This is a genomic window from Pseudomonas mediterranea CFBP 5447 (genome assembly GCF_000774145.1).
Taxonomy (GTDB): domain Bacteria; phylum Pseudomonadota; class Gammaproteobacteria; order Pseudomonadales; family Pseudomonadaceae; genus Aquipseudomonas; species Aquipseudomonas mediterranea.
The window spans coordinates 154,562-180,405 of the sequence record NZ_KN322981.1 but is presented as its reverse complement, the minus strand read 5'-3'; the positions used below and the strand labels follow the sequence as shown (position 1 = coordinate 180,405).

Annotated in this window: 22 protein-coding genes; 7 read left to right on the top strand and 15 right to left on the bottom strand. The window is 63.1% G+C overall.

Annotated elements, in window-relative coordinates; genetic code table 11:
* Position 1 precedes the first annotated feature (1 nt).
* The 4 genes from N005_RS03745 to pmbA all read right to left on the bottom strand — a co-directional run bounded on the left by N005_RS03745 (position 2) and on the right by pmbA (position 3,887).
* A complete protein-coding gene (locus N005_RS03745) occupies positions 2-442 on the bottom strand; it encodes a hypothetical protein (RefSeq protein ID WP_047699526.1) in 441 nt (146 codons plus the stop codon).
* Positions 443-469: 27 nt separating this feature from the next.
* On the bottom strand, positions 470-1,846 hold the full coding sequence (locus N005_RS03740; protein WP_047699524.1) for a class II fumarate hydratase: 1,377 nt from the start codon (positions 1,844-1,846) through the stop codon (positions 470-472).
* Positions 1,839-2,234: a hypothetical protein gene (locus N005_RS03735; protein WP_047699522.1), complete on the bottom strand. Its 396-nt coding sequence runs from the start codon at positions 2,232-2,234 to the stop codon at positions 1,839-1,841. Before N005_RS03735 ends, N005_RS03740 begins: the two co-directional genes overlap by 8 nt.
* 306 nt (positions 2,235-2,540) lie before the next feature.
* The gene (gene pmbA / locus N005_RS03730; RefSeq protein ID WP_047699520.1) at positions 2,541-3,887 is read right to left on the bottom strand and encodes a metalloprotease PmbA; all 1,347 of its coding nucleotides are present in this window, start codon (positions 3,885-3,887) and stop codon (positions 2,541-2,543) included.
* 107 nt (positions 3,888-3,994) lie between these two features.
* Here pmbA and yjgA point away from each other — a divergent pair, with 107 nt between their 5' ends.
* A complete protein-coding gene (yjgA, locus tag N005_RS03725; protein WP_041020876.1) occupies positions 3,995-4,519 on the top strand; it encodes a ribosome biogenesis factor YjgA in 525 nt (174 codons plus the stop codon).
* A gap of 44 nt (positions 4,520-4,563) precedes the next feature.
* Here yjgA and tldD read toward each other — a convergent pair whose 3' ends face one another.
* The 8 genes from tldD to mreB form a co-directional block, all read right to left on the bottom strand.
* Positions 4,564-6,006 (bottom strand): metalloprotease TldD, encoded by a 1,443-nt coding sequence (gene tldD, locus N005_RS03720; protein WP_047699517.1) that lies wholly within the window; start codon positions 6,004-6,006, stop codon positions 4,564-4,566.
* Between the two features lie 5 nt (positions 6,007-6,011).
* Positions 6,012-6,875, bottom strand: coding sequence for a carbon-nitrogen hydrolase family protein (locus tag N005_RS03715; RefSeq protein WP_047699516.1), 864 nt, complete (start codon positions 6,873-6,875; stop codon positions 6,012-6,014).
* A 160-nt stretch (positions 6,876-7,035) separates the two neighbouring features.
* Positions 7,036-10,839 (bottom strand): YhdP family protein, encoded by a 3,804-nt coding sequence (locus N005_RS03710; protein ID WP_047699514.1) that lies wholly within the window; start codon positions 10,837-10,839, stop codon positions 7,036-7,038.
* 61 nt (positions 10,840-10,900) lie between these two features.
* On the bottom strand, positions 10,901-12,358 hold the full coding sequence (rng, locus tag N005_RS03705) for a ribonuclease G (protein ID WP_041024433.1): 1,458 nt from the start codon (positions 12,356-12,358) through the stop codon (positions 10,901-10,903).
* Between the two features lie 56 nt (positions 12,359-12,414).
* Positions 12,415-13,011 (bottom strand): Maf family protein, encoded by a 597-nt coding sequence (locus N005_RS03700; protein ID WP_047699702.1) that lies wholly within the window; start codon positions 13,009-13,011, stop codon positions 12,415-12,417.
* 169 nt (positions 13,012-13,180) lie between these two features.
* Entirely contained in the window at positions 13,181-13,669 is a 489-nt protein-coding gene (gene mreD / locus N005_RS03695; protein WP_047699512.1) for a rod shape-determining protein MreD, read from the bottom strand.
* Positions 13,666-14,805 (bottom strand): rod shape-determining protein MreC, encoded by a 1,140-nt coding sequence (gene mreC / locus N005_RS03690; RefSeq protein WP_081993216.1) that lies wholly within the window; start codon positions 14,803-14,805, stop codon positions 13,666-13,668. The genes mreD and mreC overlap by 4 nt, the downstream gene beginning before the upstream one ends.
* Positions 14,806-14,943: 138 nt before the next feature.
* The gene (mreB, locus tag N005_RS03685) at positions 14,944-15,981 is read right to left on the bottom strand and encodes a rod shape-determining protein MreB (protein ID WP_002555108.1); all 1,038 of its coding nucleotides are present in this window, start codon (positions 15,979-15,981) and stop codon (positions 14,944-14,946) included.
* Between the two features lie 372 nt (positions 15,982-16,353).
* Here mreB and gatC point away from each other — a divergent pair, with 372 nt between their 5' ends.
* The 6 genes from gatC to N005_RS03655 all read left to right on the top strand — a co-directional run bounded on the left by gatC (position 16,354) and on the right by N005_RS03655 (position 21,564).
* Positions 16,354-16,641, top strand: a complete 288-nt coding sequence (gene gatC / locus N005_RS03680) for an Asp-tRNA(Asn)/Glu-tRNA(Gln) amidotransferase subunit GatC (protein ID WP_047699507.1) — start codon at positions 16,354-16,356, stop codon at positions 16,639-16,641.
* Between the two features lie 16 nt (positions 16,642-16,657).
* Complete coding sequence (gatA, locus tag N005_RS03675) at positions 16,658-18,109, top strand: Asp-tRNA(Asn)/Glu-tRNA(Gln) amidotransferase subunit GatA (RefSeq protein ID WP_047699506.1); 1,452 nt, start codon at positions 16,658-16,660, stop codon at positions 18,107-18,109.
* A gap of 10 nt (positions 18,110-18,119) precedes the next feature.
* Complete coding sequence (gatB, locus tag N005_RS03670) at positions 18,120-19,565, top strand: Asp-tRNA(Asn)/Glu-tRNA(Gln) amidotransferase subunit GatB (RefSeq protein ID WP_041024438.1); 1,446 nt, start codon at positions 18,120-18,122, stop codon at positions 19,563-19,565.
* Positions 19,566-19,698: 133 nt separating this feature from the next.
* Positions 19,699-20,076: a septal ring lytic transglycosylase RlpA family protein gene (locus N005_RS03665; protein WP_047699503.1), complete on the top strand. Its 378-nt coding sequence runs from the start codon at positions 19,699-19,701 to the stop codon at positions 20,074-20,076.
* A gap of 49 nt (positions 20,077-20,125) precedes the next feature.
* Positions 20,126-21,187, top strand: a complete 1,062-nt coding sequence (locus N005_RS03660; RefSeq protein ID WP_047699501.1) for a calcium/sodium antiporter — start codon at positions 20,126-20,128, stop codon at positions 21,185-21,187.
* The gene (locus N005_RS03655) at positions 21,184-21,564 is read left to right on the top strand and encodes a carboxymuconolactone decarboxylase family protein (protein ID WP_047699499.1); all 381 of its coding nucleotides are present in this window, start codon (positions 21,184-21,186) and stop codon (positions 21,562-21,564) included. Before N005_RS03660 ends, N005_RS03655 begins: the two co-directional genes overlap by 4 nt.
* Positions 21,565-21,708: 144 nt before the next feature.
* Here the strand turns inward: N005_RS03655 and N005_RS03650 are convergent, their stop codons facing one another.
* The 3 genes from N005_RS03650 to N005_RS03640 all read right to left on the bottom strand — a co-directional run bounded on the left by N005_RS03650 (position 21,709) and on the right by N005_RS03640 (position 25,768).
* On the bottom strand, positions 21,709-22,650 hold the full coding sequence (locus tag N005_RS03650; protein ID WP_047699496.1) for an AEC family transporter: 942 nt from the start codon (positions 22,648-22,650) through the stop codon (positions 21,709-21,711).
* Between the two features lie 180 nt (positions 22,651-22,830).
* On the bottom strand, positions 22,831-24,384 hold the full coding sequence (gene garD, locus N005_RS03645) for a galactarate dehydratase (RefSeq protein WP_047699494.1): 1,554 nt from the start codon (positions 24,382-24,384) through the stop codon (positions 22,831-22,833).
* Positions 24,385-24,397: 13 nt separating this feature from the next.
* Positions 24,398-25,768 carry an MFS transporter gene (locus N005_RS03640; protein ID WP_047699492.1) on the bottom strand — a complete coding sequence of 457 codons (1,371 nt, stop codon included), beginning with the start codon at positions 25,766-25,768 and terminating at the stop codon, positions 24,398-24,400.
* Between the last annotated feature and the right edge of the window lie 76 nt (positions 25,769-25,844).

Here is a 25,844-nt window from a genome sequence, read left to right as displayed (position 1 = left end):
TTCAATGAACTCCATGATGAAGGGGGGTATGGCGATGCAGGCATGACAGGTCGTTGCTGTGGAGCAGCCGTTGGGTGCGCGGGTACTCGCCATGCTCACTGATGAAACCCAGCAGTTCGACATAAGTCTTGTGGCTCTGGCGCATCGCGGCAGCCCGCAAGGCCGAAGGCAGGCACTCGTCCTGCATGGCCTGCAGCAACCGTTGGTGGATAGCGCACAGGTACTCGGCGCTTTCCTCGGGCTGGTTCAGGCGCAGGTGCAGATCCGCCAGGTTGTGATGGGAGACCACGCAAGCGGCCACGGCTTCATCGGCATCAGCCCAGCGTTCGAACAGCACCTGCGCCAGGGCCAGGGCTTGCAGGTATGCCTCACGGGCGTCCACCAGTTCGCCCAGCATGAAGTGGCGATTGGCCCGTTCGATCGTGCGTTTCCAGTGCTCCATGATGAATCCTCCACGCAGGTGTCGGAGTCACACCCCACCGGCGGTGAGCTTCTCGGGATCCAGCAGGACCTCAAGTTCGCTGCGCGACAGGTCGGTGTGTTCCAAGGCGACATCGATGACCGGACGCCCTTGCTGATAGGCCTTCTTGGCGATTTCAGCGGCTTTCTGGTAACCGATGATCGGGTTCAGTGCAGTGACCAGGATCGGGTTGCGTGACAACGCCTGCTTGAGCCCGGCCTCATTGACCTTGAACGTGGCGATGGCCTTGTCCGCCAACAACCGGCTGACACTGGACATCAAGCCAATGCTGCTCAGCAGGTTCTGGGCGATGATCGGCAGCATCACGTTCAATTCGAAATTGCCCGATTGACCGGCCACGGTGATCACCGTGTCATTGCCGATTACCTGGGTCGCGACCATCGCGGTGGCCTCGGGAATCACCGGGTTGACCTTGCCCGGCATGATCGAGGAGCCTGGCTGCAAGCCCTCGAGCTCGATTTCGCCCAGGCCTGCCAGCGGTCCGGAATTCATCCAGCGCAGGTCATTGGCGATTTTCATCAACGACACCGCCGTGGTCTTGAGCTGCCCGGAAACCGCCACGGCGGTGTCCTGGGAACCGATCAGCGCGAACAGGTTCTTGCCGGGGGTGAATTGCACCTGGGTCAGCCGGGTCAGTTGCTGGCTGAACAGCTCGGCGAAGCGTGGATGCGCGTTGACTCCGGTGCCGACCGCCGTACCACCCTGGGCCAGGGATTGCAGGCTTGGCAGCAAGCCCTGCAAATGATCGAGGTTGGCCTTCAACTGCTGCGCCCAGCCTTCGAGCACCTGGCTCAGGCGGACCGGCATGGCATCCATCAAGTGAGTACGACCGGTCTTGATGTACGGATGAACCTCCACGGCCTTGCGCTCGATCACCCGCACCAGGTGCGTCAGTGCCGGCAGCAGTTGTTCATGCAGGGCCAGGGCGGCACTGACATGAATACAGGTGGGGATGATGTCATTGCTGCTCTGGCCACAGTTGACGTGGTCGTTCGGGTTGACCGTCTCCCCCAGCAAGCGACTGGCGAGGGTGGCGATCACTTCGTTGGCGTTCATGTTGGAACTGGTGCCGGAGCCGGTCTGGAAAATATCCACCGGGAAATGATCCATGAACTGCCCTTCGAGCAGCCCCTGGGCCGCATCGACTATGGCTTTGCCCTGGGCCGCGCTGATCTGTTCCAGCTCCACGTTGGCCCGGGCGGCCGCCGCCTTGGCCAGGATCAGCGCACGAATGAACTGCGTCGGCATGCGTTGGCCGCTGACGGGAAAGTTATCCACGGCACGTTGGGTCTGGGCGCCGTAGAGGGCATCTACCGGGACGTGAAGCTCGCCCATGCTGTCGCGTTCGATACGGGTGTCATTCATCGGGAAATCCTTGTACCGGTTCATTGAGAGAAATCGAGGGTTCCAGGACGCAGGTCGCCAGCGCCCAGGCATGACGCTGCCAGCGGGCGAGGCGGCAGCGGCAGAGTGATTGGCGTTCGAGGTCACGCAGTGGGCGCCAGGCCTGGTCGAGGCAGAGCGTGCGCCAATGCCAGGGCAACGCGACATCCGAAGCAGTGTCGAGCAATAGGCGAAAGGCCGTTTCGCAAATCATCCACGGCGAAGTGGCGGTACAGCGGGCCAGGTAACGCCCTTCGGCCAGGTACTGCTCGATCAGCCGCGGCTCGTCCGGGCTCATGGCACAACGGATCCGGCGACTCATCCAGCGCCAACTTTCAAGGTAGGGTTGCTCGTGCAAGACAGAACTCATGACCGGGGCTCAGGCAGGTAATGAGATTTATTATTAAATGATAATTATATTCAACACAAGCATAAGAAAGCGTCATCGTGGCGAGGGGGATTCATCCCCGCTGGGGTGCGAAGCGCCCCCCCCAAAAAGGTCCATGCAACCAACCAGAGACACCGCGAGAGTAGGTTTAGGGCTGCTTCGCACCCCAGCGGGGATGAATCCCCTCGCCACAGGGTCCATGTCCTGAATCCAAAAACAGGGCCAAGCGGACACAAAAAAGGCGCGTCACCCGCTAGGATGACGCGCCGTCTTAATAGCAATTACAGCTCAGCTACCCGCCACGGTCATCCGCTCGATCAACACCGAACCGGTGCGGATGTTGCTGCGCAGTTCCAGGTCATTGCCCACCGCCACGATCTGCTTGAACATGTCGCGCATGTTGCCGGCAATGGTCACTTCCTGGACCGGGAATTGAATCTCGCCATTTTCGACCCAGAACCCGGCCGCACCCCGGGAGTAATCGCCGGTCACCATGTTCAGGCCATGGCCCATCAGCTCGGTCACCAGCAACCCTCTTCCCATCCGCCGCAGCAAGGCCGCCTGGTCCTCTTCGCCATGGGTCACGAACAGGTTGTGCACGCCACCGGCATTGGCGGTGCTCGGCATACCGAGTTTGCGGCCCGAATAGGTGCCGAGGATGTAGGACACCAGTTCCCCCCTCTCCACGAACGGCTTGGCATACGTGGCCAGGCCATCGCCGTCGAACGCCGAACTGCCCATGGCCTGCATCAGGTGCGGGCGCTCATCGATGGTCATCCATTCCGGGAACAGTTTCTGGCCCAGGGCGCCTTCGAGAAACGAAGACTTGCGATACAGGTTGCCGCCGGACACCGCCGACAGGAAGCTGCCGAACAATCCACCGGCCAGCTCGGCGGCAAACAGCACCGGCACTTCACAGGTCGGCACCGGTCGCGCGCCCAGGCGACTGGCTGCCCGTTGCGCGGCTTTCTGACCGATCGCCAGCGGATCCGCCAGCAGATTACCCTGGCGGTTCACGTCGTACCAGTAATCGCGCTGCATCTGGCCGTTGGCTTCGGCGATCATCACGCAGCTGAGGCTGTGACGGGTCGACGCATAGCCGCCGATGAAACCGTGGCTGTTGCCGTACACCCGGCAACCCTGATGGGTATTGAGCGTCGTGCCATCGGCGTTCTTGATCCGCGGGTCGGTATCGAACGCTGCCGCTTCACAACGCAACGCCTGCTCGATGGCCTGCTCGGGCGTGATATCCCAGGCGTGGAACAGATCGAAGTCCCGCGCCTCCTTGCACATCAGGGCGGCATCGGCCAGGCCCGAAGCTTCGTCTTCGGAGGTGTGCTGGGCGATCGCCAGTGCCGCGGCGACGGTTTCGCGAATGGCGTCCGGGCCGCTGGCCGATGTGCTGGCCGAGCCCTTGCGCTGGCCGACGTACAAGGTGATGCCAAAACCCTGGTCGCGATTGAACTCGACGGTTTCCACCTCACGCTGGCGTACCGACGTCGACAGGCCCTGCTCCAGGGACACCGCCACCTCACAGGCGCTGGCGCCCTGTCGCTTGGCTTCGGCAAGGATCTGCTCGACCTGCTCCTGCAGTGCCGGCAATGCCTGCGGGCCGACGCTCTGAACTGCACTCATGGCTTTCTCCACTCAAATTCTGCTTTCGGTAAGGCCTTCGAGCGACCGGGCCGGACAAGCGGCCCCCGACTGGTTATCATGGCGGCGTTTCTTTGCGGACTGCCCCCATGGTTGATTCTTACGACGACTCCCTCTACGAGGGTGAAAAAAGCAAATCCCAGGTCAAACGCGAGCTGCATGCTCTGGTTGACCTCGGCGAGCGCCTGACAACACTCAAGCCGGACTTGCTGGCCAAACTGCCCCTGACCGACGCCTTGCGCCGGGCCCTGGCCGATGCGCCCAAGCACACCGCGAATATCGCGCGTAAACGGCACCTGCAGTTCATCGGCAAACTGATGCGTGATCAGGACACTGACGCCATCCTGGTCCTGCTCGATCAACTCGACGCCTCCACCCGGCAGTACAACGAACGCTTCCATAACCTGGAACGCTGGCGCGATCGCTTGATCGCAGGCGACGACGGCACCCTGGAAAAATTCGTCGTCGACTACCCGGAGGCCGATCGCCAGCAGTTGCGCTCCCTGATCCGTCAGGCCCAGCACGAAGTGGCGCAGAACAAGCCACCGGCTTCGAGCCGTAAAATCTTCAAGTACATCCGTGAGCTGGACGAGACTCAACGCGGCCTGCGCTGAGTGACGTCCGCGGGTGGAGGCTCGTACTCCACCCGCTGCTCCTGTCATGCGCCCGTGCCACCCACGGTAATCGCATCGATCTTCAGGGTCGGCTGACCAACACCCACGGGCACCGACTGCCCGTCCTTGCCGCACGTCCCTACGCCGCTGTCCAGCGCCAGGTCGTTGCCGACCATCGACACCTTGCTCATCGCCTCCGGTCCGTTACCGATCAGCGTCGCGCCCTTGACCGGCGCGGTGATCTTGCCGTCCTCGATCAGGTAGGCCTCGCTGGTGGAGAACACGAACTTGCCGCTGGTGATGTCCACCTGGCCGCCGCCGAGGTTGGCGCAGTAGATGCCTTTCTTCACCGAAGCGATGATTTCCGCCGGATCGCTTTGACCGCCCAGCATGTAGGTGTTGGTCATGCGCGGCATCGGCAGGTGCGCATACGACTCACGGCGGCCGTTGCCGGTGCGGGCCACGCCCATCAACCGGGCGTTGAGCTTGTCCTGCATGTAGCCCTTGAGGACGCCGTTCTCGATCAGCGTGGTGCACTCGGTCGGCGTGCCCTCGTCGTCGACGCTCAGCGAGCCGCGACGCCCGGCCAGGGTGCCGTCGTCGACAATGGTGCAGAGCTTCGAAGCGACCATTTCGCCCATGCGCCCGCTGTAGGCCGAACTGCCCTTGCGGTTGAAATCGCCCTCCAGGCCATGCCCCACCGCTTCGTGCAGCAGCACGCCGGACCAACCGGAGCCCAGCACCACCGGCAATGTGCCAGCCGGTGCGGGAATGGCTTCCAGGTTGACCAGCGCCTGGCGCAAGGCCTCCCGGGCGTAGCCCATGGCGCGGTCTTCGCTGAGGAAATAACGGTAGTCGGTGCGCCCGCCTCCGCCGTGACCACCGCGCTCGCGGCGACCGTTCTGTTCGACGATCACACTGACATTGAAGCGCACCAGCGGCCGCACATCCGCCGCCAGGCCACCGTCGGTAGAGGCCACCAGGATGCGCTCCCAGACACCGGCCATGCTCACGGATACCTGCTGGATGCGCGGGTCGAGGGCACGGGTCGCGACGTCGATGCGCTTGAGCAGTTCGACCTTCTCGGCGCGGCTCATAACTTCCAGCGGATTATCCGGCGCATACAACTGCGCAACGTCCTGGCTGCTGAAGGCCTGGACCGTACCGCTCTGCCCGGCCCGGGAAATCGAACGCGCCGCACGAGCCGCGGCCCCCAGGGCTTCGAGGGTAATGGCATTGCTGTAGGCAAAGCCGGTTTTCTCGCCTGACTGGGCACGCACGCCCACGCCCTGGTCAAGGTTGAAACTGCCTTCCTTGACGATGCCGTCTTCCAGGGACCAGGACTCGGAGATCTGGCCCTGGAAATACAGGTCGGCCGCGTCGATACCCGGGCCGGCCAGGTCGCCCAGCACGCCTTGCAGGCTTTCCAGGGTCACGCCGCCGGGGGCTAGAAGGTGTTCACTGACAGAGGACAACAACCCGCTCATATGTTTTACGCCTTGAATTCGTCGTCTTGGACAGGTCGCTGTCGAGCGCCCTGCGAGAAAAAGCGCCGATGGCTGGCCACCGGCATGCGCGCCCGGATGGACGCCTGTTCGCTGCTGTCACGCTCGGCCAGCAGCACGGCTTCGCCTTGATCCTGTTGCGCCAGCACACGCCCCCAGGGGTCGACAATGGCCGCATGGCCGAAGGTCTCCCGAGGCCCCGGATGCACGCCTCCTTGGGCGGCCGCCAGCACATAGCACTGGGTTTCGATGGCCCGGGCGCGAATCAGCACCTCCCAATGAGCCGCACCGGTGACGGCGGTGAACGCCGAGGGCGCCGTGATCAACTCGGCACCGGCAGCCCGCAGCTCGCTGTACAGTTCCGGAAAACGCAAGTCATAGCAGACCGTCAGGCCGACCCTGCCCACCGGCGTATCGGCAACTACCACGTTACCGCCATAAGCATAGTCATCAGACTCACGGTAGCGCCCACGATTGTCGGCCACATCCACGTCGAACAGGTGCAGCTTGTCGTACCGCGCCACGATCTGGCCCTGATCGTCCACCAGCAGCGAGCAGGCATGGGCCTTGGCCTCGGGCCGGTCCACCGGCGGCAAAGGCAATGTACCGGCCACAATCCATAACCTGAGGTCACGGGCGACCTGTTTCAACCAGGGCAGGATCGGTCCCTGACCGATGGCTTCGGCACGCCCGAGGTCGGCCACGTCCCGCCGCCCCATCGCCGCGAAGTTTTCCGGCAACACCGCCAGCCGCGCACCGCCGGCGGCGGCCTGTTCCAGCAATACACGGGCCCGCGCCAGGTTGGCGAGCACATCGCTCTGGCTGACCATTTGAATCACTGCGACTGGCATGGTGTTTTCCTCCTGTCCTTATCCTCGCCACGAGGGTTGTGGGAGCAAAGCTTGCTCGCGATACGAACGACTCGGTCCAACCGTAAACCCGCGTCATCGTTCATCGCGAGCAAGCTTTGCTCCCACAGGCTCGCTCCCACAGGGGGATTGGCGTTGTCCATCAGAACGGCTTGTCGAAAGTGATCTTCGGCTCTTTCCACGGGCCCTTGACGTCGTATCTTACGCTGGCAAAACGCGCCACGCGGTCGCCGATCAGCTTGTCGATCAAAAACAGCGCGCCACCCACCGCCGGTGCGCCGACAATCAGTGCGGCAATCGGCAGGTTGTTCGTCACCGGCAATGTCACCTGCAACTTGGCATCGACCCGGTCGGCCACCATGTCCAAGGTCCCGTTGAGTTCCAGGTTGCTCGAAGGCCCCGTCAGGGTAATGGGTTCACGGGTCACGTAGACACCATTGCTCGCCACCAGCAGCCCTTTGACCCGGTCGTAGCTCAGGCCTTTGCCGAACAGGTCGGAGAAGTCCAGGCGCAGCCGCCGGCCGATGGAGTTGAAGTTCAACAGGCCGAACACCCGCAACGCCTGGGCGCTGCCCTCGACCTCGACGAACTGGCCCTTGCTCAACGACGCATCGAGGCTGCCGGAAAAGCGCTTGGTCGCGACCCAGGCCGGTGAGCCGGGCCAGTTGCCATCGACGTCCAGATGGAAGTCCTGGCTGGTCACGCTGGGGGCGAATCCCCAGCCCTTGAGCACATCCGCCAGGTTCTTGCCGCTGATACGCCCCTTGTACCAACTGCGGGTGGAACCGGGCACGCCTTCCCAGCCGCCACTGCCCTGCAACGCCATGCCCTTGAGACCCATGTCCAGATTGTTCAGCGCGATACCCTTGGCGGTCGGACGCACCTTCAACGACCAGGCGCCGATCAGATCCGGTCCCTGGAACAGTTGGTCAATCGCGATATCCATGGCCGGGATCCGGGTCGGGTCTACCGATGCCAGCGGGTCCGGCGCGTTTTCATCGGCTTGCACCGTCGGGTCCGCGGCCGGCAGGCGAACGTAATCGAGCTTGATCCCGATCGGAGCGCTTTTCGCATCCGGGAAGCTGGCGCTGCCCTTGGCCTGCTGGCTGTCGAGGCCCAGGGCCCAGGCATCCGGCTTACGGTCGAGCTGCACCGCTGCCTGGTCCAGAGTCGTTCCCATGGTCGTGAGCTTGCCCACCTTCAGGTCGACGCCGCTGAGCAATTGCCTGGCGCTGCCGCCCGGGTCCTGTCCGGCGTATTTGTTCAGCAGGTCCTGCCACGGCCCGACATCCAGTTCCGACAGCGTCCCACGCAGCCGCACCCCTTTTGCGCCAGGCAAAACAGCGTCGCCGTCCCCGAGCAACAGCTCGCCGCGACCATCGGCCGGCTTCCCGCCCGGCGCTGCGTAAGTGAAGCTGGCGAGGTCGCCATAATTGACCCAGTAACGCCGCTCCGGCCCCTGCAGCGTCATGCGGAACACCGTGTCGCGCCCGGTATCGGCCGTCATGCCGAAGGGGGCCGGCAGGTCCACCGCTACGCCCTTGAGGTTGGAACTGACCGACAACTGGCTGTCGGCGCCGTCGAGTATTACCTGCAATTGGTAAGGAACGACTCCGGATACCGGCAGCGGCTGTGTGACGTTCAGCCAGTCGGTGAGCTTCTTGACCTCCAGCCGGCCGGACGCAACCACCCGGGTATTGAGCGCACCGGCACGGCCATCGGCGAAGATCTGCGCGGTCAAAGGTCGGTCGAACGCCCGGGCGGCGATGTTCTTGCCGCTCAGCCCCTTGCTGCTGTCGAAGCGGAAATCGCCCTTGAGCTGGGTCAGCTCCAGCACCGGATCGCTGAGCTTGAGCCGGGCGTTGTCGGTGCTGAAGTCCACCAGGATCTTCGGTTGATCCCCCTTGGCCAAGGGAATATCAAGCTTCACATTGCCTTGCAGGCCGCCTTCGCCCTCCCAGCCGGCGAACGTCTCGGCCGTGCCGATGGGCGCCGTCTGCAGGATTTTCAGCCCGTCCCCCAGGCCCCCGGCGAACCCGCCCTCCAGCAGCAGATGGGAATGCTGTCCATTCGGGACATGGGGAATGTTCACCGCCACGTCCTTGACCTGGGTGTCCAGCAATTGTCCCTGGCTGGCGAAGATACGCACACCGCTGTCTTCGACGAAGACATCGCCACTGACCTTGCTCACCGAAGGCCAACCGGGCTGGAAGGCCAGTTCGGCGTCATGCACCTTGAAGAACAGGCTGATGCTGCGGGCCGCGTCCTCGGCGCCGTGGTTCAGCGAGCCCTGGTACTGGAAAAACCCTTCATCCACGGCACCCTTGACGATGGCCGTGCGCAGCCACTCATCCAGGGCCGGGCTCAGCACCGCCGGCAGGTACTTGCCGGTGTAGCGCCCGTCGCCGTCCACCAAACCGACCCGGAGGTCCATGTAGTCTTCCTGGCTGTGATCGAAATGCAGGCGGATCAGGAAATCGCCGGCAATCCGGCCCTCCTCCCCCAGCACCTTCAGGTAGGGCGCGATCAGGGTGAAACCTTGCTGGTCGAGCTTCCAGGTCAGCCGCGCATTGGCCTGCAGGTATTGCCAGGGCTTGGCGAAGATCGGGTCCAGGTGCAGGGAAAAATCCTTGCTGTCCATGCGCAGCTCGCCGCCACCGAGGTCGCCGCTGAGACTGCCCGAAACGTTACGCGCCGCCGGCGCGCCGTGATAGGCATCGAAGCCCACCGTGTCCAGGTTGGTGGCAAAGCTGACCTTGCGAGCACCGGCATTCTGCGGCCGGTAGTCCACCCACACGTTGCGCAGCGCGCCAGTGAACCTGAGACGGTCGATGGCCGTCGCGACGCCCTCGGGCAAAGGCGCCAAGGCATTGAGCAGCGGCGTAATCGGAGTCAGGTCGAGACGATCGGCCTGTAGATGCCAGAGTTCTTCAGCTTTCTCGGTGGCCGCACTCTGCTGCAGTTGCAAGCGCGATTCCCAGCGGGTTTCCCCCAGGCTCATCGCCAGGGAATCGAACGTCGCGGTGAACCCGTCGCTGCCGCGCTGGAAATAGCCGTTGAGTGCCAGGTTTCGGATCTGTACCGGCTTGCGCTCGGCGTAGGCGCCGCTGATGTCCGGTGCATTCAGGCGCACGGCGGCACTTTGCAACATGCCACTCCCCCAACTCAGCCAGAACTCGCCGCCGGCCTTGGCCTGGGAGAAATGCCATTCGCGGGTCAAGCGCTTCGGCAACCATTTCGACCAGTCGCTCTGTGGCAGGCTCAGGTAGGCATCGGCCTGGCCGTTCTTCCAATCGGCGGCGCGGATCCGGGTACGCAGGTTGATTGCCAGCGGTTGCCCGTCGGGCAGGGTCAGGCGCGCATCCAGGCGCTGGCGGCTGACGCCGGTTCTGAGACTCAGGCCCACATAGGTCAGGGTCAGTGGTGCTTGATCCAGCGGCTGCAAGGTCACCTGGCTGTCCAGGATCGAAAGCTTCGAGACCATCTGCATGCGATCAAACAATCGCTGCGGATCGAACGGTTGATCGTCCTTGACCGGCAGGCCTTCCAGGGCCCACTTGCCGTCGGCGCCTTCCTTGAGGCTGATCTTCAGACCACCGAGCTCCAGGTGGGCGATGCGTACCTGGCGGGCCAGCAGGCTGGCCCACAGGTCGGGCACGGCACGCACCTCATCCAGATGCATGGCATTGGCACCATCGCCGATCATCACGTCGCGAGCCAGCAGAATCGGCGCCAGGCCACTCCACTTGCCCTCAAGGCTGCCAACCTGCAACGGCATGCCCAGCGTTTCGGTGGTCCGGTGCTCGATCTCGGTACGGTATTCGGCCACCAGCGGCGCCAGTTCCCGCCCCAGGCTGACATACAACGCCAGCAGCACCAGCAGCAGCGCGCACAGACCCAAGCCCCAGCGGGTCAGCGCGGCCAGAATGCGGGTCAAACGCTCCATGTCAGTGGACTCCCCAGGCAAAGGTATTCAAATCGGCGGGACCACCGCGTCAGGAGCCACTTCAGAGCAGCACAACGTCGTATTGTTCCTGGGAGTACATGGTTTCTACCTGGAAGCGAATCGTGCGCCCGATAAAGGCCTCCAGTTCCGCGACATTGCCCGACTCCTCATCGAGCAGGCGGTCCACCACTTTCTGGTTTGCCAACACTCTATAGCCAGTGGCCTGGTAGGCGCGCGCCTCCCGGAGAATTTCCCTGAAGATTTCGTAACACACGGTTTCCGGGGTCTTCAGCTTGCCCCGACCCTGGCAGGCGCTGCACGGCTCGCACAGCACCTGCTCAAGGCTTTCGCGGGTGCGTTTGCGGGTCATCTGCACCAGGCCCAACTCGGTGATGCCGATGATGTTGGTCTTGGCGTGGTCGCGCTCGAGCTGCTTCTCCAGGGTTCGCAGCACCTGGCGCTGATGCTCTTCGTCCTCCATGTCGATGAAGTCGATGATGATGATCCCGCCCAGGTTGCGCAGGCGCAGTTGCCGAGCGATGGCCGTGGCGGCTTCCAGGTTGGTCTTGAAGATGGTTTCTTCGAGGTTGCGATGGCCGACGAACGCCCCGGTGTTGACGTCGATGGTGCTCATGGCCTCGGCCGGATCGACCACCAGGTAGCCGCCGGACTTGAGCGGCACCTTGCGCTCCAGGGCCTTCTGGATTTCGTCCTCGACGCCGTACAGGTCGAAAATCGGCCGCTCGCCGGGATAATGCTCGAGGCGGTCGGCAATTTCCGGCATCAACTCGGCCACGAACTGGGTGGTCTTCTGGAAGGTTTCCCGGGAGTCGATGCGGATTTTCTCGATCTTGGGGCTGACCAGGTCCCGCAGCGTGCGCAGCGCCAGGCCCAGGTCTTCATAGATCACGCTGGGCGTGGCAATGGTCTTGATCTGCGCGGCGATCTGGTCCCAGAGCCTGCGCAGGTAACGGATGTCCATGAGAATCTCATCGGCCCCGGCACCTTCGGCCGCGGTGCGCAGGATGAAGCCGCCAGCCTCCTTGATCCCTTCTTTCTCCACGCAATCGCTGACCACCTGCTTGAGGCGCTCGCGCTCGGCTTCGTCCTCGATCTTCAGGGAAATGCCGACATGGGCGGTGCGTGGCATGTACACCAGGTATCGCGACGGAATGGACAGTTGCGTGGTCAGGCGCGCGCCTTTGGAACCGATAGGGTCCTTGGTGACCTGCACCACCAGGCTCTGGCCTTCATGGACGAGTGCGCCGATGCTCTCCACGGCAGGCCCTTCGCGCATGGAAATCTCCGAGGCATGGATGAACGCCGCACGGTCCAGGCCGATATCGACGAACGCCGCCTGCATGCCCGGCAACACCCGCACCACCTTGCCTTTGTAGATGTTGCCGACAATGCCGCGCTTTTGCGTGCGCTCGACATGAACCTCTTGCAGCACACCGTTTTCAACCACCGCCACGCGCGATTCCATCGGCGTGATGTTGATCAGGATCTCTTCACTCATGGCAGGGTCTCGTTCAGGCATTTTCACGATAATGGCTGCATCTGGTCAGACGGCGTTCAACGCACGTTCAAGGTTTGCCAACAGGGTATGCCGAAATGCTCCAGCAGTTGCGCGGTTTCGCACAGCGGCAAGCCAACCACCGCAGAATAGCTGCCCTCCAGCCCGGCGACGAATACCGCCCCCAGCCCCTGGATGCCGTAGCCACCGGCCTTGTCCCGGGGTTCGCCGCTGGCCCAATAGGCCGCCGCTTCCGCTTCGCTGATGGGGCGAAAACGCACCCGGCTGCTGACCACCCGGGATTCGCAGCGCTGACCGTCCAGCAAGGCGATAGCGGTCAACACCTCATGGTCGCGACCCGCCAGGCCCAGCAGCATCGAGCGCGCATCGTCCTGGTCCAGAGGCTTGCCGAGAATCCGCCCATCGAGCACTACCGCCGTGTCGGCACCCAATACGCAGCCATCGACATCGATCGGCAGGGTCCGCCGTCCGGCCTCGGCCTTGCCGCGCGCCAGGCGCTCGACATAGGCGGATGGGGTTTCAGGGTCCAGGGGAGTTTCGTCGATGTCCGCGCTGATGGCGGTAAAGGACACACCGATCTGCGTGAGCAATTCACGCCGACGCGGCGAGCCTGAGGCGAGGTAAAGCGGTTTCATCAACATTTCCCTCTTTTAAAGCGCAGGCAAGACAACCGTGATCAGGGAGCTTTTGTGGCGAGGGCGCTTGCTCCCGCCGGGGCACGAAGTGGCCCTGAATCCTGCGGCTGCTGCGCAGTCGAGCGGGAGCAAGCTCCCTCGCCACAGGGGTACGGTCAGCCCCAGCCAATCAGTTGATCTTGAAACGCAGGCGCAGGCCACGCAAACCGAAGCTGACCCAGGGCCAGAGCAAGGCACTGACCAGGGCTGGCAGCACCAGTGCCAGGGTTGGCTGGCGATTGCCGGTCAGCGCGCTGAGCCATAGCTGTACCAATTGCGCCAGGCCGAAGATCACCAGGATCACCAGGCACTGTTGCCACATCGGGAACATCCGCAGGCGCTGCTGTAGCGACAGCACCAGGAAGGTAATCAAGGTCAGGATCAGCGCGTTCTGCCCCAGCAACGTCCCATAGAGCACGTCTTCGGCCAGCCCCAGGCACCAGGCGGTGACCATGCCGACCTTGTGCGGCAGCGCCAGCGCCCAGAAGGCCAGCAGCAAGGCCAGCCACAACGGGCGCAGGATCTCCATGAATTGCGGCAGCGGCGAAACGCTGAGCAACAGGCCCAGGGCGAAGGTCAACCAGACCATCCAGCCGTTACCGGAGTGGGTACTGCTCATTCTTCTCGTGCTCCCCTGGTGGCGGGCGCGGCCGGCGCTCTGGCAGCCGGGCGTGCCGGTTGGGCGTCTGGTGCATGAGTGGCCGGCGCATGGGTTGCAGGCTTGGCCGGTGTCGCGGCGGGCGTCGCCGACCTGGCAGGCGTGGTAGCGGGTGCAGCAGCCGGCGTGGTTGCTGGCATAGCCGGTGTGGACGCGGGCGGATTCGGCGTTGCGGCCGGCACGGGTGCGCCAGCGCCGGGGGCAGCCGCTTCGCCGCCCTGCCGGTCCTGGGCTTCCTGGGCCGCGGCAGCGTCGTTGGCGCGCTCTTCCGGCGTGCGGTTGTCGCTGAACACCAGCAGCAGGTAACGGCTGCGGTTCAACGCGGCGGTCGGTACCGCGCGGACAATGGCGAATGGCTGGCCGGAGTCATGGATCACTTCCTTGACGGTCGCCACCGGATAGCCTGCCGGGAAGCGCTGGCCGAGCCCGGAGCTGACCAGCAGGTCGCCTTCCTTGATATCGGCGGTGTCGGCCACATGCCGCAGCTCCAGGCGTTCCGGATTGCCGGTGCCGCTGGCAATCGCCCGCAGACCGTTGCGGTTGACCTGCACGGGGATGCTATGGGTGGTATCGGTCAACAACAGCACGCGAGACGTGTAGGGCATCAACTCCACCACCTGGCCCATCAGGCCGCGGGCGTCGAGCACCGGCTGGCCGAGGACCACGCCGTCGCGCTCACCCTTGTTGATGACGATCCGGTGGGTAAACGGGTTGGGGTCCATGCCGATCAACTCGGCCACTTCGACCTTTTCGTTGACCAGTGCGGAAGAGTTGAGCAACTCGCGCAGCCGCACATTCTGCTCGGTGAGGGCCGCCAGCTTCTGCAGGCGTCCCTGCAACAGCAGGTTCTCGGTCTTGAGTTTTTCATTTTCGGCGACCAGTTCGGTCCGGCTGCCGAACTGGCTGGCCACACCTTGCCACAACCGTTGCGGCAGGTCGGTGATCCAATAGGATTCCATCAGGACCAGCGACATCTGGCTGCGCACTGGCTTGAGCAGTGTGAAGCGGGCATCGACCACCATCAGCGCAACCGATAGCGCGGCCAGCACCAGCAAGCGCACACCCAACGAGGGACCCTTGGCAAAAAGCGGTTTAATAAGCCGCTCCTCCCAGGCAAATGTTCTCTTTATTCATACGGCATCAAACCGGCCTGGATACGAATGACAGAAGATAAACGCCTACGGGCAGCACTGCAAAGTGCTGCCCGTAGGCGAACAACATGGATCCGGCGAGACTTATTCGCTGGAGAGCAGGTCCATGGTGTGCTTGTCCATCATTTCCAGGGCACGACCACCGCCGCGGGCAACGCAGGTCAGCGGATCTTCGGCAACGATCACCGGCAGACCGGTTTCCTGGGCCAGCAACTTGTCGAGGTCACGCAGCAATGCGCCACCACCGGTCAGCACCAGGCCGCGCTCGGCGATGTCCGATGCCAGTTCCGGCGGCGACTGCTCCAGGGCGCTCTTCACCGCCTGGACGATGGTCGCCAGGGACTCCTGCAGAGCCTCCAGGACTTCGTTGGAGTTCAGGGTGAACGCGCGAGGAACGCCTTCGGCCAGGTTACGGCCACGAACGTCGACTTCACGGACTTCACCGCCCGGGTAGGCCGTGCCGATTTCCTGCTTGATGCGCTCGGCGGTGGATTCGCCGATCAGGCTGCCGTAGTTGCGACGCACGTAGGTGATGATCGCTTCGTCGAAGCGGTCGCCGCCCACACGCACGGATTCGGCATAGACCACACCGTTGAGGGAGATCAGCGCGATCTCGGTGGTGCCACCACCGATGTCGACCACCATCGAACCGCGGGCTTCTTCCACCGGCAGGCCGGCACCGATGGCAGCGGCCATCGGCTCTTCGATCAGGAACACCTCGCGGGCACCGGCGCCAAGGGCCGATTCACGGATGGCACGACGCTCCACCTGGGTGGACTTGCATGGAACACAGATCAGCACACGAGGGCTGGGCTGCAGGAAACTGTTTTCGTGAACCTTGTTGATGAAGTACTGCAGCATCTTCTCGCAGACGCTGAAGTCGGCGATCACGCCGTCCTTCATCGGACGAATGGCTGCGATGTTGCCCGGTGTACGGCCCAGCATGCGCTTGGCTTCGGTACCAACAGCCACGACACTTTTCTGGTTACCGTGGGTGCGGATGGCCACGACCGAGGGTTCATTCAGGACGATACCGCGCTCGCGCACGTAAATAAGGGTGTTGGCAGTGCCCAGGTCAATGGAAAGATCGCTGGAAAACATGCCACGCAGTTTCTTGAACATGGGAAAGGGACCCTAGGCAACGCGTGGGTAAAAAAGTGCGGCAAACTCTAACAACGACAGGGATTTTGGGCAAGGCGCCAATATGTTAAATTGGCCGCTTTTCTGTGCACCAACCCCTACAATCGCGGCCAATGCCCTGTTTCGCAGATACGTTCCTTTTTTGACGAGCGGCTATTGTCGTCAGGCAAGGCGCCGCGACGAGTCATAGCCCGCTATGGCGAGAAGCGGCAACGCAGCATGACGACAATAGACGCCGTCAAAAAAGGAACAGTATTTGTGAAACAGGGCACTGGGCCGTAGAAATGCGGTAGTGTTCCGACAATCTAACACACGGACAGACTGCGTCCGTTCTGTTTTCCACTGGAGAATCCCATGGCGCTTGAACGCTCCGACGTGGAAAAAATCGCTCATCTGGCCTGCCTGGGCCTCAATGAAGCCGATCTTCCACATATCACTTCCGCCCTGAACAGCATTCTGGGGCTGGTCGACGAGATGCAGGCGGTCAATACCGACGGTATCGAACCGCTGGCCCACCCACTGGAAGCCAGCCAGCGCCTGCGCGCCGACGTCGTGACCGAACCCGACAACCGCGAGGCCTACCAGGCCATCGCTCCAGCGGTCGAAAACGGCCTGTACCTGGTTCCGAAAGTCATCGACTAAAGGGAAAGAGCCTCTCATGCATCACATGACACTGGCCGAGGTCGCCCGCGGACTCGCCGATAAAAAATTTTCCTCCGAAGAGCTGACCAAGGCCCTGCTGGCGCGCATCGCCCAGCTCGACCCGCAGCTCAACAGTTTCATCAGCGTTACCGAAGAGCTGGCCCTGAGCCAGGCCAGGGCGGCCGACGCCCGCCGTGCCAACGGTGAAAGCGGCGCCCTGCTGGGCGCGCCGATCGCCCACAAGGACCTGTTCTGCACCCAGGGCGTGCGCACCAGCTGCGGCTCGAAGATGCTCGACAACTTCACGGCCCCGTACGACGCCACCGTGGTCGCCAAGCTGGCCGCCGCCGGCGCCGTGACCCTGGGCAAGACCAACATGGACGAATTCGCCATGGGTTCGGCCAACGAGTCGAGCCACTACGGCGCGGTGAAGAACCCCTGGAACCTGGAACACGTACCGGGCGGTTCGTCCGGAGGTTCCGCCGCCGCCGTGGCCGCGCGCCTGTTGCCGGCCGCGACCGCCACCGACACCGGCGGCTCGATCCGCCAGCCCGCGGCGTTCACCAACCTCACCGGCCTCAAGCCCACCTACGGCCGCGTGTCGCGCTGGGGCATGATCGCCTACGCCTCCAGTCTCGACCAGGGCGGCCCGCTGGCCCGCACCGCCGAAGACTGCGCGATCCTGCTGCAAGGCATGGCCGGCTTCGACCCGAACGACTCCACCAGCATCGACGAACCGGTGCCGGACTACAGCGCCGGCCTCAGCGGCTCGCTGCAAGGCCTGCGCATTGGCGTACCGAAGGAGTACTTCGGTGCCGGCCTCGACCCACGCATTGCCGACCTGATCCACAACAGCGTCAAGGAACTGGAAAAGCTCGGCGCCGTGGTCAAGGAAATCAGCCTGCCGAACATGCAGCACGCGATTCCAGCCTATTACGTGATCGCCCCGGCGGAAGCCTCCTCGAACCTGTCGCGTTTCGACGGCGTGCGCTTCGGCTATCGCTGCGAAAACCCGGAAAACCTGATCGACCTGTACAAGCGCTCCCGTGGCGAAGGCTTCGGTGCCGAAGTGCAGCGGCGGATCATGGTCGGTACCTATGCGCTCTCCGCGGGCTACTACGACGCCTACTACCTCAAGGCGCAGAAAATCCGTCGCCTGGTGAAGAACGACTTCATGGCCGCCTTCAACGAGGTCGACATCATCCTCGGCCCGACCACGCCGAACCCGGCCTGGAAACTCGGCGCCAAGAACAGCGACCCGGTCGCTGCCTACCTGGAAGACGTCTACACCATCACCGCCAACCTCGCCGGTTTGCCGGGCCTGTCCATGCCGGCCGGTTTCGTCGACGGCCTGCCGGTGGGCGTGCAGTTGCTCGCACCGTATTTCCAGGAAGGCCGCCTGCTCAATGTGGCTCACCAGTATCAGTTGAACACTGACTGGCACACCCGCACCCCAACCGGCTTCTGAGGAGAAACACATGCAATGGGAAGTCGTGATCGGGCTGGAGATTCACACCCAGCTCACCACCCGGTCGAAAATCTTTTCCGGCAGTTCCACCACGTTCGGCTCCGAGCCCAACACCCAGGCCAGCCTGGTCGACCTGGGCATGCCCGGCGTACTGCCGGTGCTCAACGCCGAAGCGGTGCGCATGGCGGTGATGTTCGGCCTGGCGATTGACGCCGAGATCGGCCAGCACAACGTGTTCGCCCGCAAGAACTACTTCTACCCGGACCTGCCCAAGGGCTACCAGATCAGCCAGATGGAACTGCCGATTGTCGGCAAGGGCCACCTGGACATCGCCCTGGAAGACGGCACGGTCAAGCGTGTCGGCATCACCCGCGCACACCTGGAAGAGGACGCCGGCAAGAGCCTGCACGAAGAGTTCAACGGCGCCACCGGCATCGACCTGAACCGTGCCGGCACGCCGTTGCTGGAAATCGTCTCCGAGCCGGACATGCGCAGCGCCAAGGAAGCCGTGGCCTACGTCAAGGCGATCCACGCACTGGTGCGCTACCTGGGTATCTGCGATGGCAACATGGCCGAAGGCTCGCTGCGCTGCGACTGCAACGTGTCGATCCGGCCCAAGGGCCAGGCCGAATTCGGCACCCGTTGCGAAATCAAGAACGTCAACTCGTTCCGCTTCATCGAGAAGGCGATCAACAGCGAGATCCAGCGCCAGATCGAACTGATCGAGGATGGCGGCAAGGTCATCCAGCAGACCCGCCTGTACGACCCGAACAAGGACGAAACCCGTCCGATGCGCAGCAAGGAAGAAGCCAACGACTACCGTTACTTCCCCGACCCGGACCTGCTGCCGGTGGTGATCGAAGACTCGTTCCTCGACGACGTGCGCGCCACCCTGCCGGAACTGCCGCCGCAGAAACGCGAGCGCTTCCAGGCGCAGTTCGGGCTGTCGAGCTATGACGCCAACGTCCTGGCCACCAGCCGCGAACAGGCCGATTACTTTGAGAAAGTCGTCGGCATCGGCGGCGATGCCAAACTGGCGGCCAACTGGGTAATGGTCGAACTGGGCAGCCTGCTGAACAAGCAGGGGCTGGAAATCGACGAGTCGCCGGTATCGGCCGAGCAACTGGGCGGCATGCTACTGCGGATCAAGGACAACACCATCTCCGGCAAGATCGCCAAGATGGTCTTCGAAGCCATGGCCAACGGCGAGGGCAGCGCCGACGAGATCATCGAGAAGCGCGGCTTGAAGCAGGTCACCGACACCGGCGCCATTTCCGCCGTACTCGATGAGATGCTCGCGGCCAATGCCGAACAGGTCGAACAATACCGTGCGGCGGACGAAGCCAAGCGCGGCAAGATGTTCGGCTTCTTCGTCGGCCAGGCCATGAAAGCCTCCAAAGGCAAGGCCAACCCGCAACAGGTCAACGAATTGCTGAAAAGCAAGCTCGAGGGCTGATTTATGGACGGTGATCGTTCCCACGCTCCGCGTGGGAACGCCTCACTGGACGCTCCGCGTCCGCTTTTTGTGACGCAGAGCGTCACGGGCTGCATTCCCACGCAGAGCATGGGAACGATCATGGGGTCATAGAATGAAGCGTCTCCTCGGCGCCTGCGCCCTGCTGTCCCTGTTGGCCGGTTGCGCCAGCCAGAGCGGGACGGTCGATCCACACGGCTACGACCAGACAGGCGTGGCCTCCTATTATGGTGCCAGGCACCACGGCAAGCGCACCGCCAGTGGCGAGCGTTTCGACCAACACAGCCTGACCGCCGCCCATCGCCAGTTGCCGTTCGGCACACGGGTGAAAATCACCAACCTGGGCAACAATGACAGTGTCGTGGTCCGTATCAACGACCGCGGCCCGTATACCCGAGGCCGCCTGATCGACGTGTCCCGCGAAGCCGCCGAGCAGTTGGGCATGTTGCGCACCGGCACCGCGCGGGTACGCGTGCAAGCCCTCGACGATTGATAGACGGAGCCCGGCCATTTCCCTACTCGCCGATTTACCGCTGTTCAGCCTGATCGAACTGTTCGGAGGCTTGCTGTTGCTGATTGCCGGTGCCGAGTTGCTGGTGCGGGCCGCTGTCGGCCTGGCGGCACGTTTGCAAGTACGTCCCCTGATCATCGGCCTGAGCGTCGTCGCCTTCGGCAGCAGCGCGCCGCAGATGGCCGTCAGCCTGCAAGCGACCCTGACGCAGAACGCCGACATCGCCGTGGGCAGCGTGATCGGCAGCGGCATCTTCAACATCCTCGTGACCCTCGGCCTGTCGGCGCTGATCATTCCGTTGCGGGTCTCGCGCCAACTGGTGCGCCTGGACATCCCGCTGATGATCGCTGCCAGCCTCTTGGTGTTCGTACTGGCCTGGAACGAAGAGCTGACGCGGTTGGACGGCGTGCTACTGCTGATCGCCCTGGCGGTGTACCTGGGCTTGCTGCTGCGCCAGTCACGGCACTCCGGGCGCCCCCATGCCATAGCGGTCGACATGACACCGGTATCCTGGCTCAGGAGCCTGTCGATGATTGCAGCGGGCCTGGCGATGCTGATTTTCGCCGGGCATCTGCTGCTGGGCGCAGCGGTGGAAGTGGCCACCGACCTGGGTCTTTCCGAACGTATCATCGGCCTGACCATCGTCGCGGTCAGCACCTCGCTGCCGGAGCTCGCCACCTCATTGATCGCCGCTTTGCGCGGCCAGCGCGATATCGCGGTGGGCAACGTGATCGGCAGCAACCTGTTCAACCTGCTGGGGGTCCTCGGGGTGACCGCCCTCGTCGCGCCGACGCCGCTTTCGGTTTCACCGAACGCGCTGGACTTCGACCTGCCGGTGATGCTCGGCGTGGCGGTGCTGTGCCTGCCGGTGTTCTATTCCGGCTACCGGGTCACCCGCGCCGAAGGCTTGTTGCTCCTGGGCTTGTACCTGGCCTATGGGCTCCACGTGATCGCGTTCACCACCGGCATGCCCCTGGCCGGCCGGCTGGAGCGGCTGATGCTGTTCTACGTGCTGCCGGGCTTGCTGGCATTCTTGCTGTTCACCTCCGTGCGCGCCTGGCGCCGCCAACACCACAAGAGGGATTTGCCATGACCGATACTCCAAAGACCGGCCTGGACATGCGTCGCCAGGTGATGGGCGACGCGTTCGTCGACCGCGCCCTGGGCAACGCCACCGAATTCACCCAGCCCCTGCAGGACTTCGTCAATGAACATGCCTGGGGCAGCGTCTGGAGCCGCGAAGGCCTGCCGCTGAAAACCCGCAGCCTGATCACACTGGCCGCCCTCACCGCCCTCAAATGCCCGCAGGAGCTCAAAGGTCATGTGCGTGGCGCACTGAATAATGGCTGTACGGTGGAGGAGATTCGCGAAGCGTTGCTGCATTGCGCGGTGTATGCGGGAGTGCCGGCGGCGATCGATGCGTTTCGGGCGGCACAGGAAGTGATCGAGGCGTATCAGCAGGCGGAATGAAGCGCGGGATTGGGGCGGTATGGACTGGCGCCATCGCGAGCAGGCTCGCTCCCACAGTGGATCGGGTCTCTTCAGAAGGAACGCGCTCGAATGTGGGAGCGAGCCTGCTCGCGATTGGACCTCAAGAACACCAGAAATCCAAGCCTAGATCCACCCACCCCACTGCAACACAAAGATCCCCAGGTTGGTGGTGATCGCCGCCATCAATGTAGTGATGACGATGATCGCCGCCGCCAGTTCATGGTTGCCATCGGCGGCGCGGGCCATGACGAAGCTGGCGGCGGCGGTGGGGCTGCCGAAGTACAGGAACAGGATGCCCAGTTCCGCCCCTCTAAAACCCCAGAGCCAGGCGCCCAGGGTGGTCAGCGCCGGCAGGCCGACCATCTTTACCAGGCTCGAACTCATGGCCATCTTGCCGCTCTTGCGCAATGCCGCCAGCGACAGCGTACCGCCGATGCAGATCAGCGCCAGGGGCAAGGTCATCTGTGCCAGGTATTTGCCTGACGTCTCGAACCAGTTCGGCAAACCGATCTGCCAATAGGCGAACGGTGCGGCGATGATCACGCTGATGATCAGCGGGTTGCTGAACACGCTTTTGCAGATGCTCCACGGGTCGGACTTGATCACCGGGCTGTAGACCGCCAGCACGATGGTCGACAAGGTGTTGTAGAACAGGATCACCAGCGCCGCGAGGATCGCCCCCAGGGAAATCCCGTAGTCGCCATACATGCTTGCCGCCAGCGCCAGGCCGATGACCCCGTTGTTGCCACGAAACGCACCTTGGGTGTAGATGCCGCGATCTTCCCGCGGGCAGCGCCAGATCGCCCACCCCCAGGCCACGGCGAAACTCACCAGGGTGGCGACGGAGAAATAGATCAGCAGGTCCGGCTGCAGCGCCGCATGCAGGTCGGCATGGAGGATGCCGAGGAACAACAGCGCCGGCATGGTGACGTTGAACACCAGGGACGAGGCGGTGTGAATGAAATTGTCGTTGATCCAGTTGACGCGCTTGAGCAACACCCCCAGAAACAGCATGGCAAACACCGGCGCGGTGATGTTCAGGGTTTCTAAGAAAATTGCCAGCATGCCGGGGACCTTGAGAAGGGTGTCGTTAGGTGGCTAATGATAAGCCACTTTCCCACTGATCGTTCCCACGCTCTGCGTGGAAATGCCTCAACGGACGCTCCGCGTTCGGCTCTCGGGACGCAGAGCGTCCCTGGCAGCATTCCCACGCAGAGCGTGGGAACGATCAACGACAACGTCAGATCAGGTAATCGGCGCCGGGTTGAACAAGGTGATGTCGTTGTGCAGTTTGTGCCGCTCTGCCCAGGTCTGCTTCTTGCCGCTGGCCACATCAAGGTAATAGTGGAACAGCTCCCAACCCAGTTCTTCGATCGAAGCGCGGCCCGTGGCAATCCGGCCGGCGTCGATGTCGATCAGGTCCGGCCAGCGCTGGGCCAGTTCGGTGCGGGTCGAGACCTTTACCACCGGCGCCATCGCCAGACCATACGGCGTGCCACGGCCGGTGGTGAACACGTGCAGGTTCATCCCCGCCGCCAGTTGCAATGTGCCGCAGACAAAATCGCTGGCCGGGGTGGCGCAGAAGATCAGGCCTTTGTGCTTGAAGCGCTCGCCCGGGCCGAGCACGCCGTTGATCGCGCTGCTGCCCGACTTGACGATCGAGCCCAGGGATTTTTCGACGATGTTCGACAGCCCGCCCTTCTTGTTGCCCGGCGTGGTGTTGGCGCTGCGATCCGCCTCGCCCTTGGCCAGGTAACGGTCATACCAGTCCATCTCGCGCACCAGCTCCTGGGCGACTTCCCGGGTTTGCGCCCGGGAGGTCAGCAGGTAGATGGCGTCGCGCACTTCGGTGACTTCAGAAAACATCACCGTCGCCCCGGCGCGCAGCAACAGGTCCGAGGCATAGCCCAGGGCCGGGTTGGCGGTGATGCCGGAAAACGCATCGCTGCCGCCGCACTGCATGCCCAGGATCAACTCCGAGGCCGGTACAGTTTCACGACGGCGCTGGTCGAGTTTCTTCAGGCGGGTTTCAGCCAGTTCCATGATCTGTTCGATCATCTCGGTGAAGCCGTGGCTGGAGTCCTGCAGGCGATACAACCAAGGCTCGCTGAGGTCCACCGAGCTGTCGTTTTCGTGCATCACCTGGCCGGCCTGCAATTTCTCGCAACCGAGGCTGATCACCAGCGCTTCGCCCCCCAGGTTCGGGTTGCGTGCCAGGTTGCGCACGGTACGGATCGGGATGTACGCATCGGTGGCGGTGATCGCCACGCCACAGCCGTAGCTGTGGGTCAGCGCCACCACGTCGTCGACGTTCGGGTACTTGGGCAGCAGTTCATCCTTGATGCGCTTGACTGCATGATCCAGCACCCCGGTCACGCATTGCACCGTGGTGGTGATGCCCAGGATATTGCGCGTGCCGACGGTACCGTCGGCGTTGCGGTAGCCTTCGAAGGTATAACCCTCAAGCGGCGCATCCGCCGCCGGCACATCAGTGGACAGCGGCAGGCTGTCCAGCGGTGGCGCGGTGGGCATGCGCAACTGGTCTTCCTTGACCCAACTGCCACGAGGGATCGGTTGCAGTGCATAGCCTATGACCTGGCCGTAGCGAATCACCTCGCCACCCTCGGGAATGTCCTGCAGCGTGACCTTGTGGCTCTGGGGCACGAAGTCCACGGTGACCAGGCCGTCCGGGAATTCGGTCCCGGCCGGTACGCCCTGGTCGTTGACGACGATCACCACATTGTCCCGCTCGTGCAGGCGGATGTAACGGGGCGAATCGGCATGTTCAATCAGTTGCATCGGTGCCGCTCCTTCAGGATTTGGCTTCAGACAGACTAGAGAGGTCGGCATCCTTGGCCGCAGGTTCCTTGAGCACGACACGCTTGATCGGCCCGACGATGACCAGGTAGCTGAACACCGCCACCAAGGCGTTGCAACCGACGAACACCAGTGCCCACTTGAACGAACCGGTGGCACTGATGATGTAGCCGATGACGATTGGCGTGGTGATCGACGCCAGGTTGCCGAAGGTGTTGAACAGGCCACCGCTCAAGCCGGCGATCTGTTTTGGCGACGTATCGGACACCACGGCCCAGCCCAGTGCGCCCACGCCTTTGCCGAAGAAGGCCAGGGCCATGAAGCCCACCACCATCCATTCGATTTCCACGTAGTTGCAGGCCACGATGCTGCTGGACACCAGCAGGCCGGCGATGATCGGTGCCTTGCGGGCGAAGGTCAGCGAGTGGCCCTTGCGCAGCAGGTAATCGGAAATCACCCCACCCAGCACACCACCGATGAAACCGCAGATCGCCGGCAAGGACGCGATGAAACCGGCCTTGAGGATGGTCATGCCACGCTCCTGGACCAGATACACCGGGAACCAGGTCAGGAAAAAGTAGGTGATACCGTTGATGCAGTACTGGCCCAGGTATACGCCGAGCATCATGCGGTTGGTGAGCAGTTGGCGGATGTAATCCCACTTCGGACCGTCGGCCTTCTTCTCCTTGCCCTTACCCTTGTCCTGATCCATGTCGACCATCGCACCGTTGGCGGCGATGTGGTTGAACTCGGCTTCGTTGATCATCGGGTGCTGGCGCGGGCTGTGGATCACTTTGAGCCAGATCAGCGAGAACACGATGCCGATCACGCCCATCACGATGAACACGTGCTGCCAGCCGAAGCGGTAGACGATCCAGCCCATCAGCGGTGCGAACAACACGGTGGCGAAGTATTGCGCCGAGTTGAAAATCGCCGAGGCGGTGCCGCGTTCTGCGGTGGGGAACCAGGCCGCGACGATGCGTGCGTTACCCGGGAAGGACGGCGCTTCGGCCAGCCCGACCAGGAAACGCAGCATGAACAGCGCAACCACGGCGGTGGAGAGGCCGAACTCACCGACATAACCTTGCAGTACGGTGAACAGCGACCAGGTGAAGATGCTCAGCGCATAGATTTTTTTCGACCCGAAACGGTCGAGCAGCCAGCCGCCGGGAATCTGCCCGGCCACGTAGGCCCAGCCGAAGGCGGAGAAGATATAACCGAGGGTGACGGCATCGATGCCGAGGTCTTTTTGCAGGCTGGAGCCTGCGATGGCGATGGTGGCACGGTCGGCATAGTTGATCGTTGTCACCACGAACAGCATGAGCAGGATCAAATAGCGGACGTGAGTCGGCTTGGTCGCTTGCATGTAACAGTACTCCCACTATTTATTTTTATGCGGGTCAGCAGATTGTGCGACCGGGCTGGATAGCCAGCCCGGCCGG

Excerpts from the sequence above, each read along its gene's own strand:
- N005_RS03745 (WP_047699526.1), bottom strand. The coding sequence starts at position 442 with ATGGAGCACTGGAAACGCACGATCGAACGGGCCAATCGCCACTTCATG.
- N005_RS03740 (WP_047699524.1), bottom strand. The coding sequence starts at position 1,846 with ATGAATGACACCCGTATCGAACGCGACAGCATGGGCGAGCTTCACGTC.
- N005_RS03735 (WP_047699522.1), bottom strand. The coding sequence starts at position 2,234 with ATGAGTTCTGTCTTGCACGAGCAACCCTACCTTGAAAGTTGGCGCTGG.
- pmbA (WP_047699520.1), bottom strand. The coding sequence starts at position 3,887 with ATGAGTGCAGTTCAGAGCGTCGGCCCGCAGGCATTGCCGGCACTGCAG.
- yjgA (WP_041020876.1), top strand. The coding sequence starts at position 3,995 with ATGGTTGATTCTTACGACGACTCCCTCTACGAGGGTGAAAAAAGCAAA.
- tldD (WP_047699517.1), bottom strand. The coding sequence starts at position 6,006 with ATGAGCGGGTTGTTGTCCTCTGTCAGTGAACACCTTCTAGCCCCCGGC.
- N005_RS03715 (WP_047699516.1), bottom strand. The coding sequence starts at position 6,875 with ATGCCAGTCGCAGTGATTCAAATGGTCAGCCAGAGCGATGTGCTCGCC.
- N005_RS03710 (WP_047699514.1), bottom strand. The coding sequence starts at position 10,839 with ATGGAGCGTTTGACCCGCATTCTGGCCGCGCTGACCCGCTGGGGCTTG.
- rng (WP_041024433.1), bottom strand. The coding sequence starts at position 12,358 with ATGAGTGAAGAGATCCTGATCAACATCACGCCGATGGAATCGCGCGTG.
- N005_RS03700 (WP_047699702.1), bottom strand. The coding sequence starts at position 13,011 with ATGAAACCGCTTTACCTCGCCTCAGGCTCGCCGCGTCGGCGTGAATTG.
- mreD (WP_047699512.1), bottom strand. The coding sequence starts at position 13,669 with ATGAGCAGTACCCACTCCGGTAACGGCTGGATGGTCTGGTTGACCTTC.
- mreB (WP_002555108.1), bottom strand. The coding sequence starts at position 15,981 with ATGTTCAAGAAACTGCGTGGCATGTTTTCCAGCGATCTTTCCATTGAC.
- gatC (WP_047699507.1), top strand. The coding sequence starts at position 16,354 with ATGGCGCTTGAACGCTCCGACGTGGAAAAAATCGCTCATCTGGCCTGC.
- gatA (WP_047699506.1), top strand. The coding sequence starts at position 16,658 with ATGCATCACATGACACTGGCCGAGGTCGCCCGCGGACTCGCCGATAAA.
- gatB (WP_041024438.1), top strand. The coding sequence starts at position 18,120 with ATGCAATGGGAAGTCGTGATCGGGCTGGAGATTCACACCCAGCTCACC.
- N005_RS03665 (WP_047699503.1), top strand. The coding sequence starts at position 19,699 with ATGAAGCGTCTCCTCGGCGCCTGCGCCCTGCTGTCCCTGTTGGCCGGT.
- N005_RS03655 (WP_047699499.1), top strand. The coding sequence starts at position 21,184 with ATGACCGATACTCCAAAGACCGGCCTGGACATGCGTCGCCAGGTGATG.
- N005_RS03650 (WP_047699496.1), bottom strand. The coding sequence starts at position 22,650 with ATGCTGGCAATTTTCTTAGAAACCCTGAACATCACCGCGCCGGTGTTT.
- garD (WP_047699494.1), bottom strand. The coding sequence starts at position 24,384 with ATGCAACTGATTGAACATGCCGATTCGCCCCGTTACATCCGCCTGCAC.
- N005_RS03640 (WP_047699492.1), bottom strand. The coding sequence starts at position 25,768 with ATGCAAGCGACCAAGCCGACTCACGTCCGCTATTTGATCCTGCTCATG.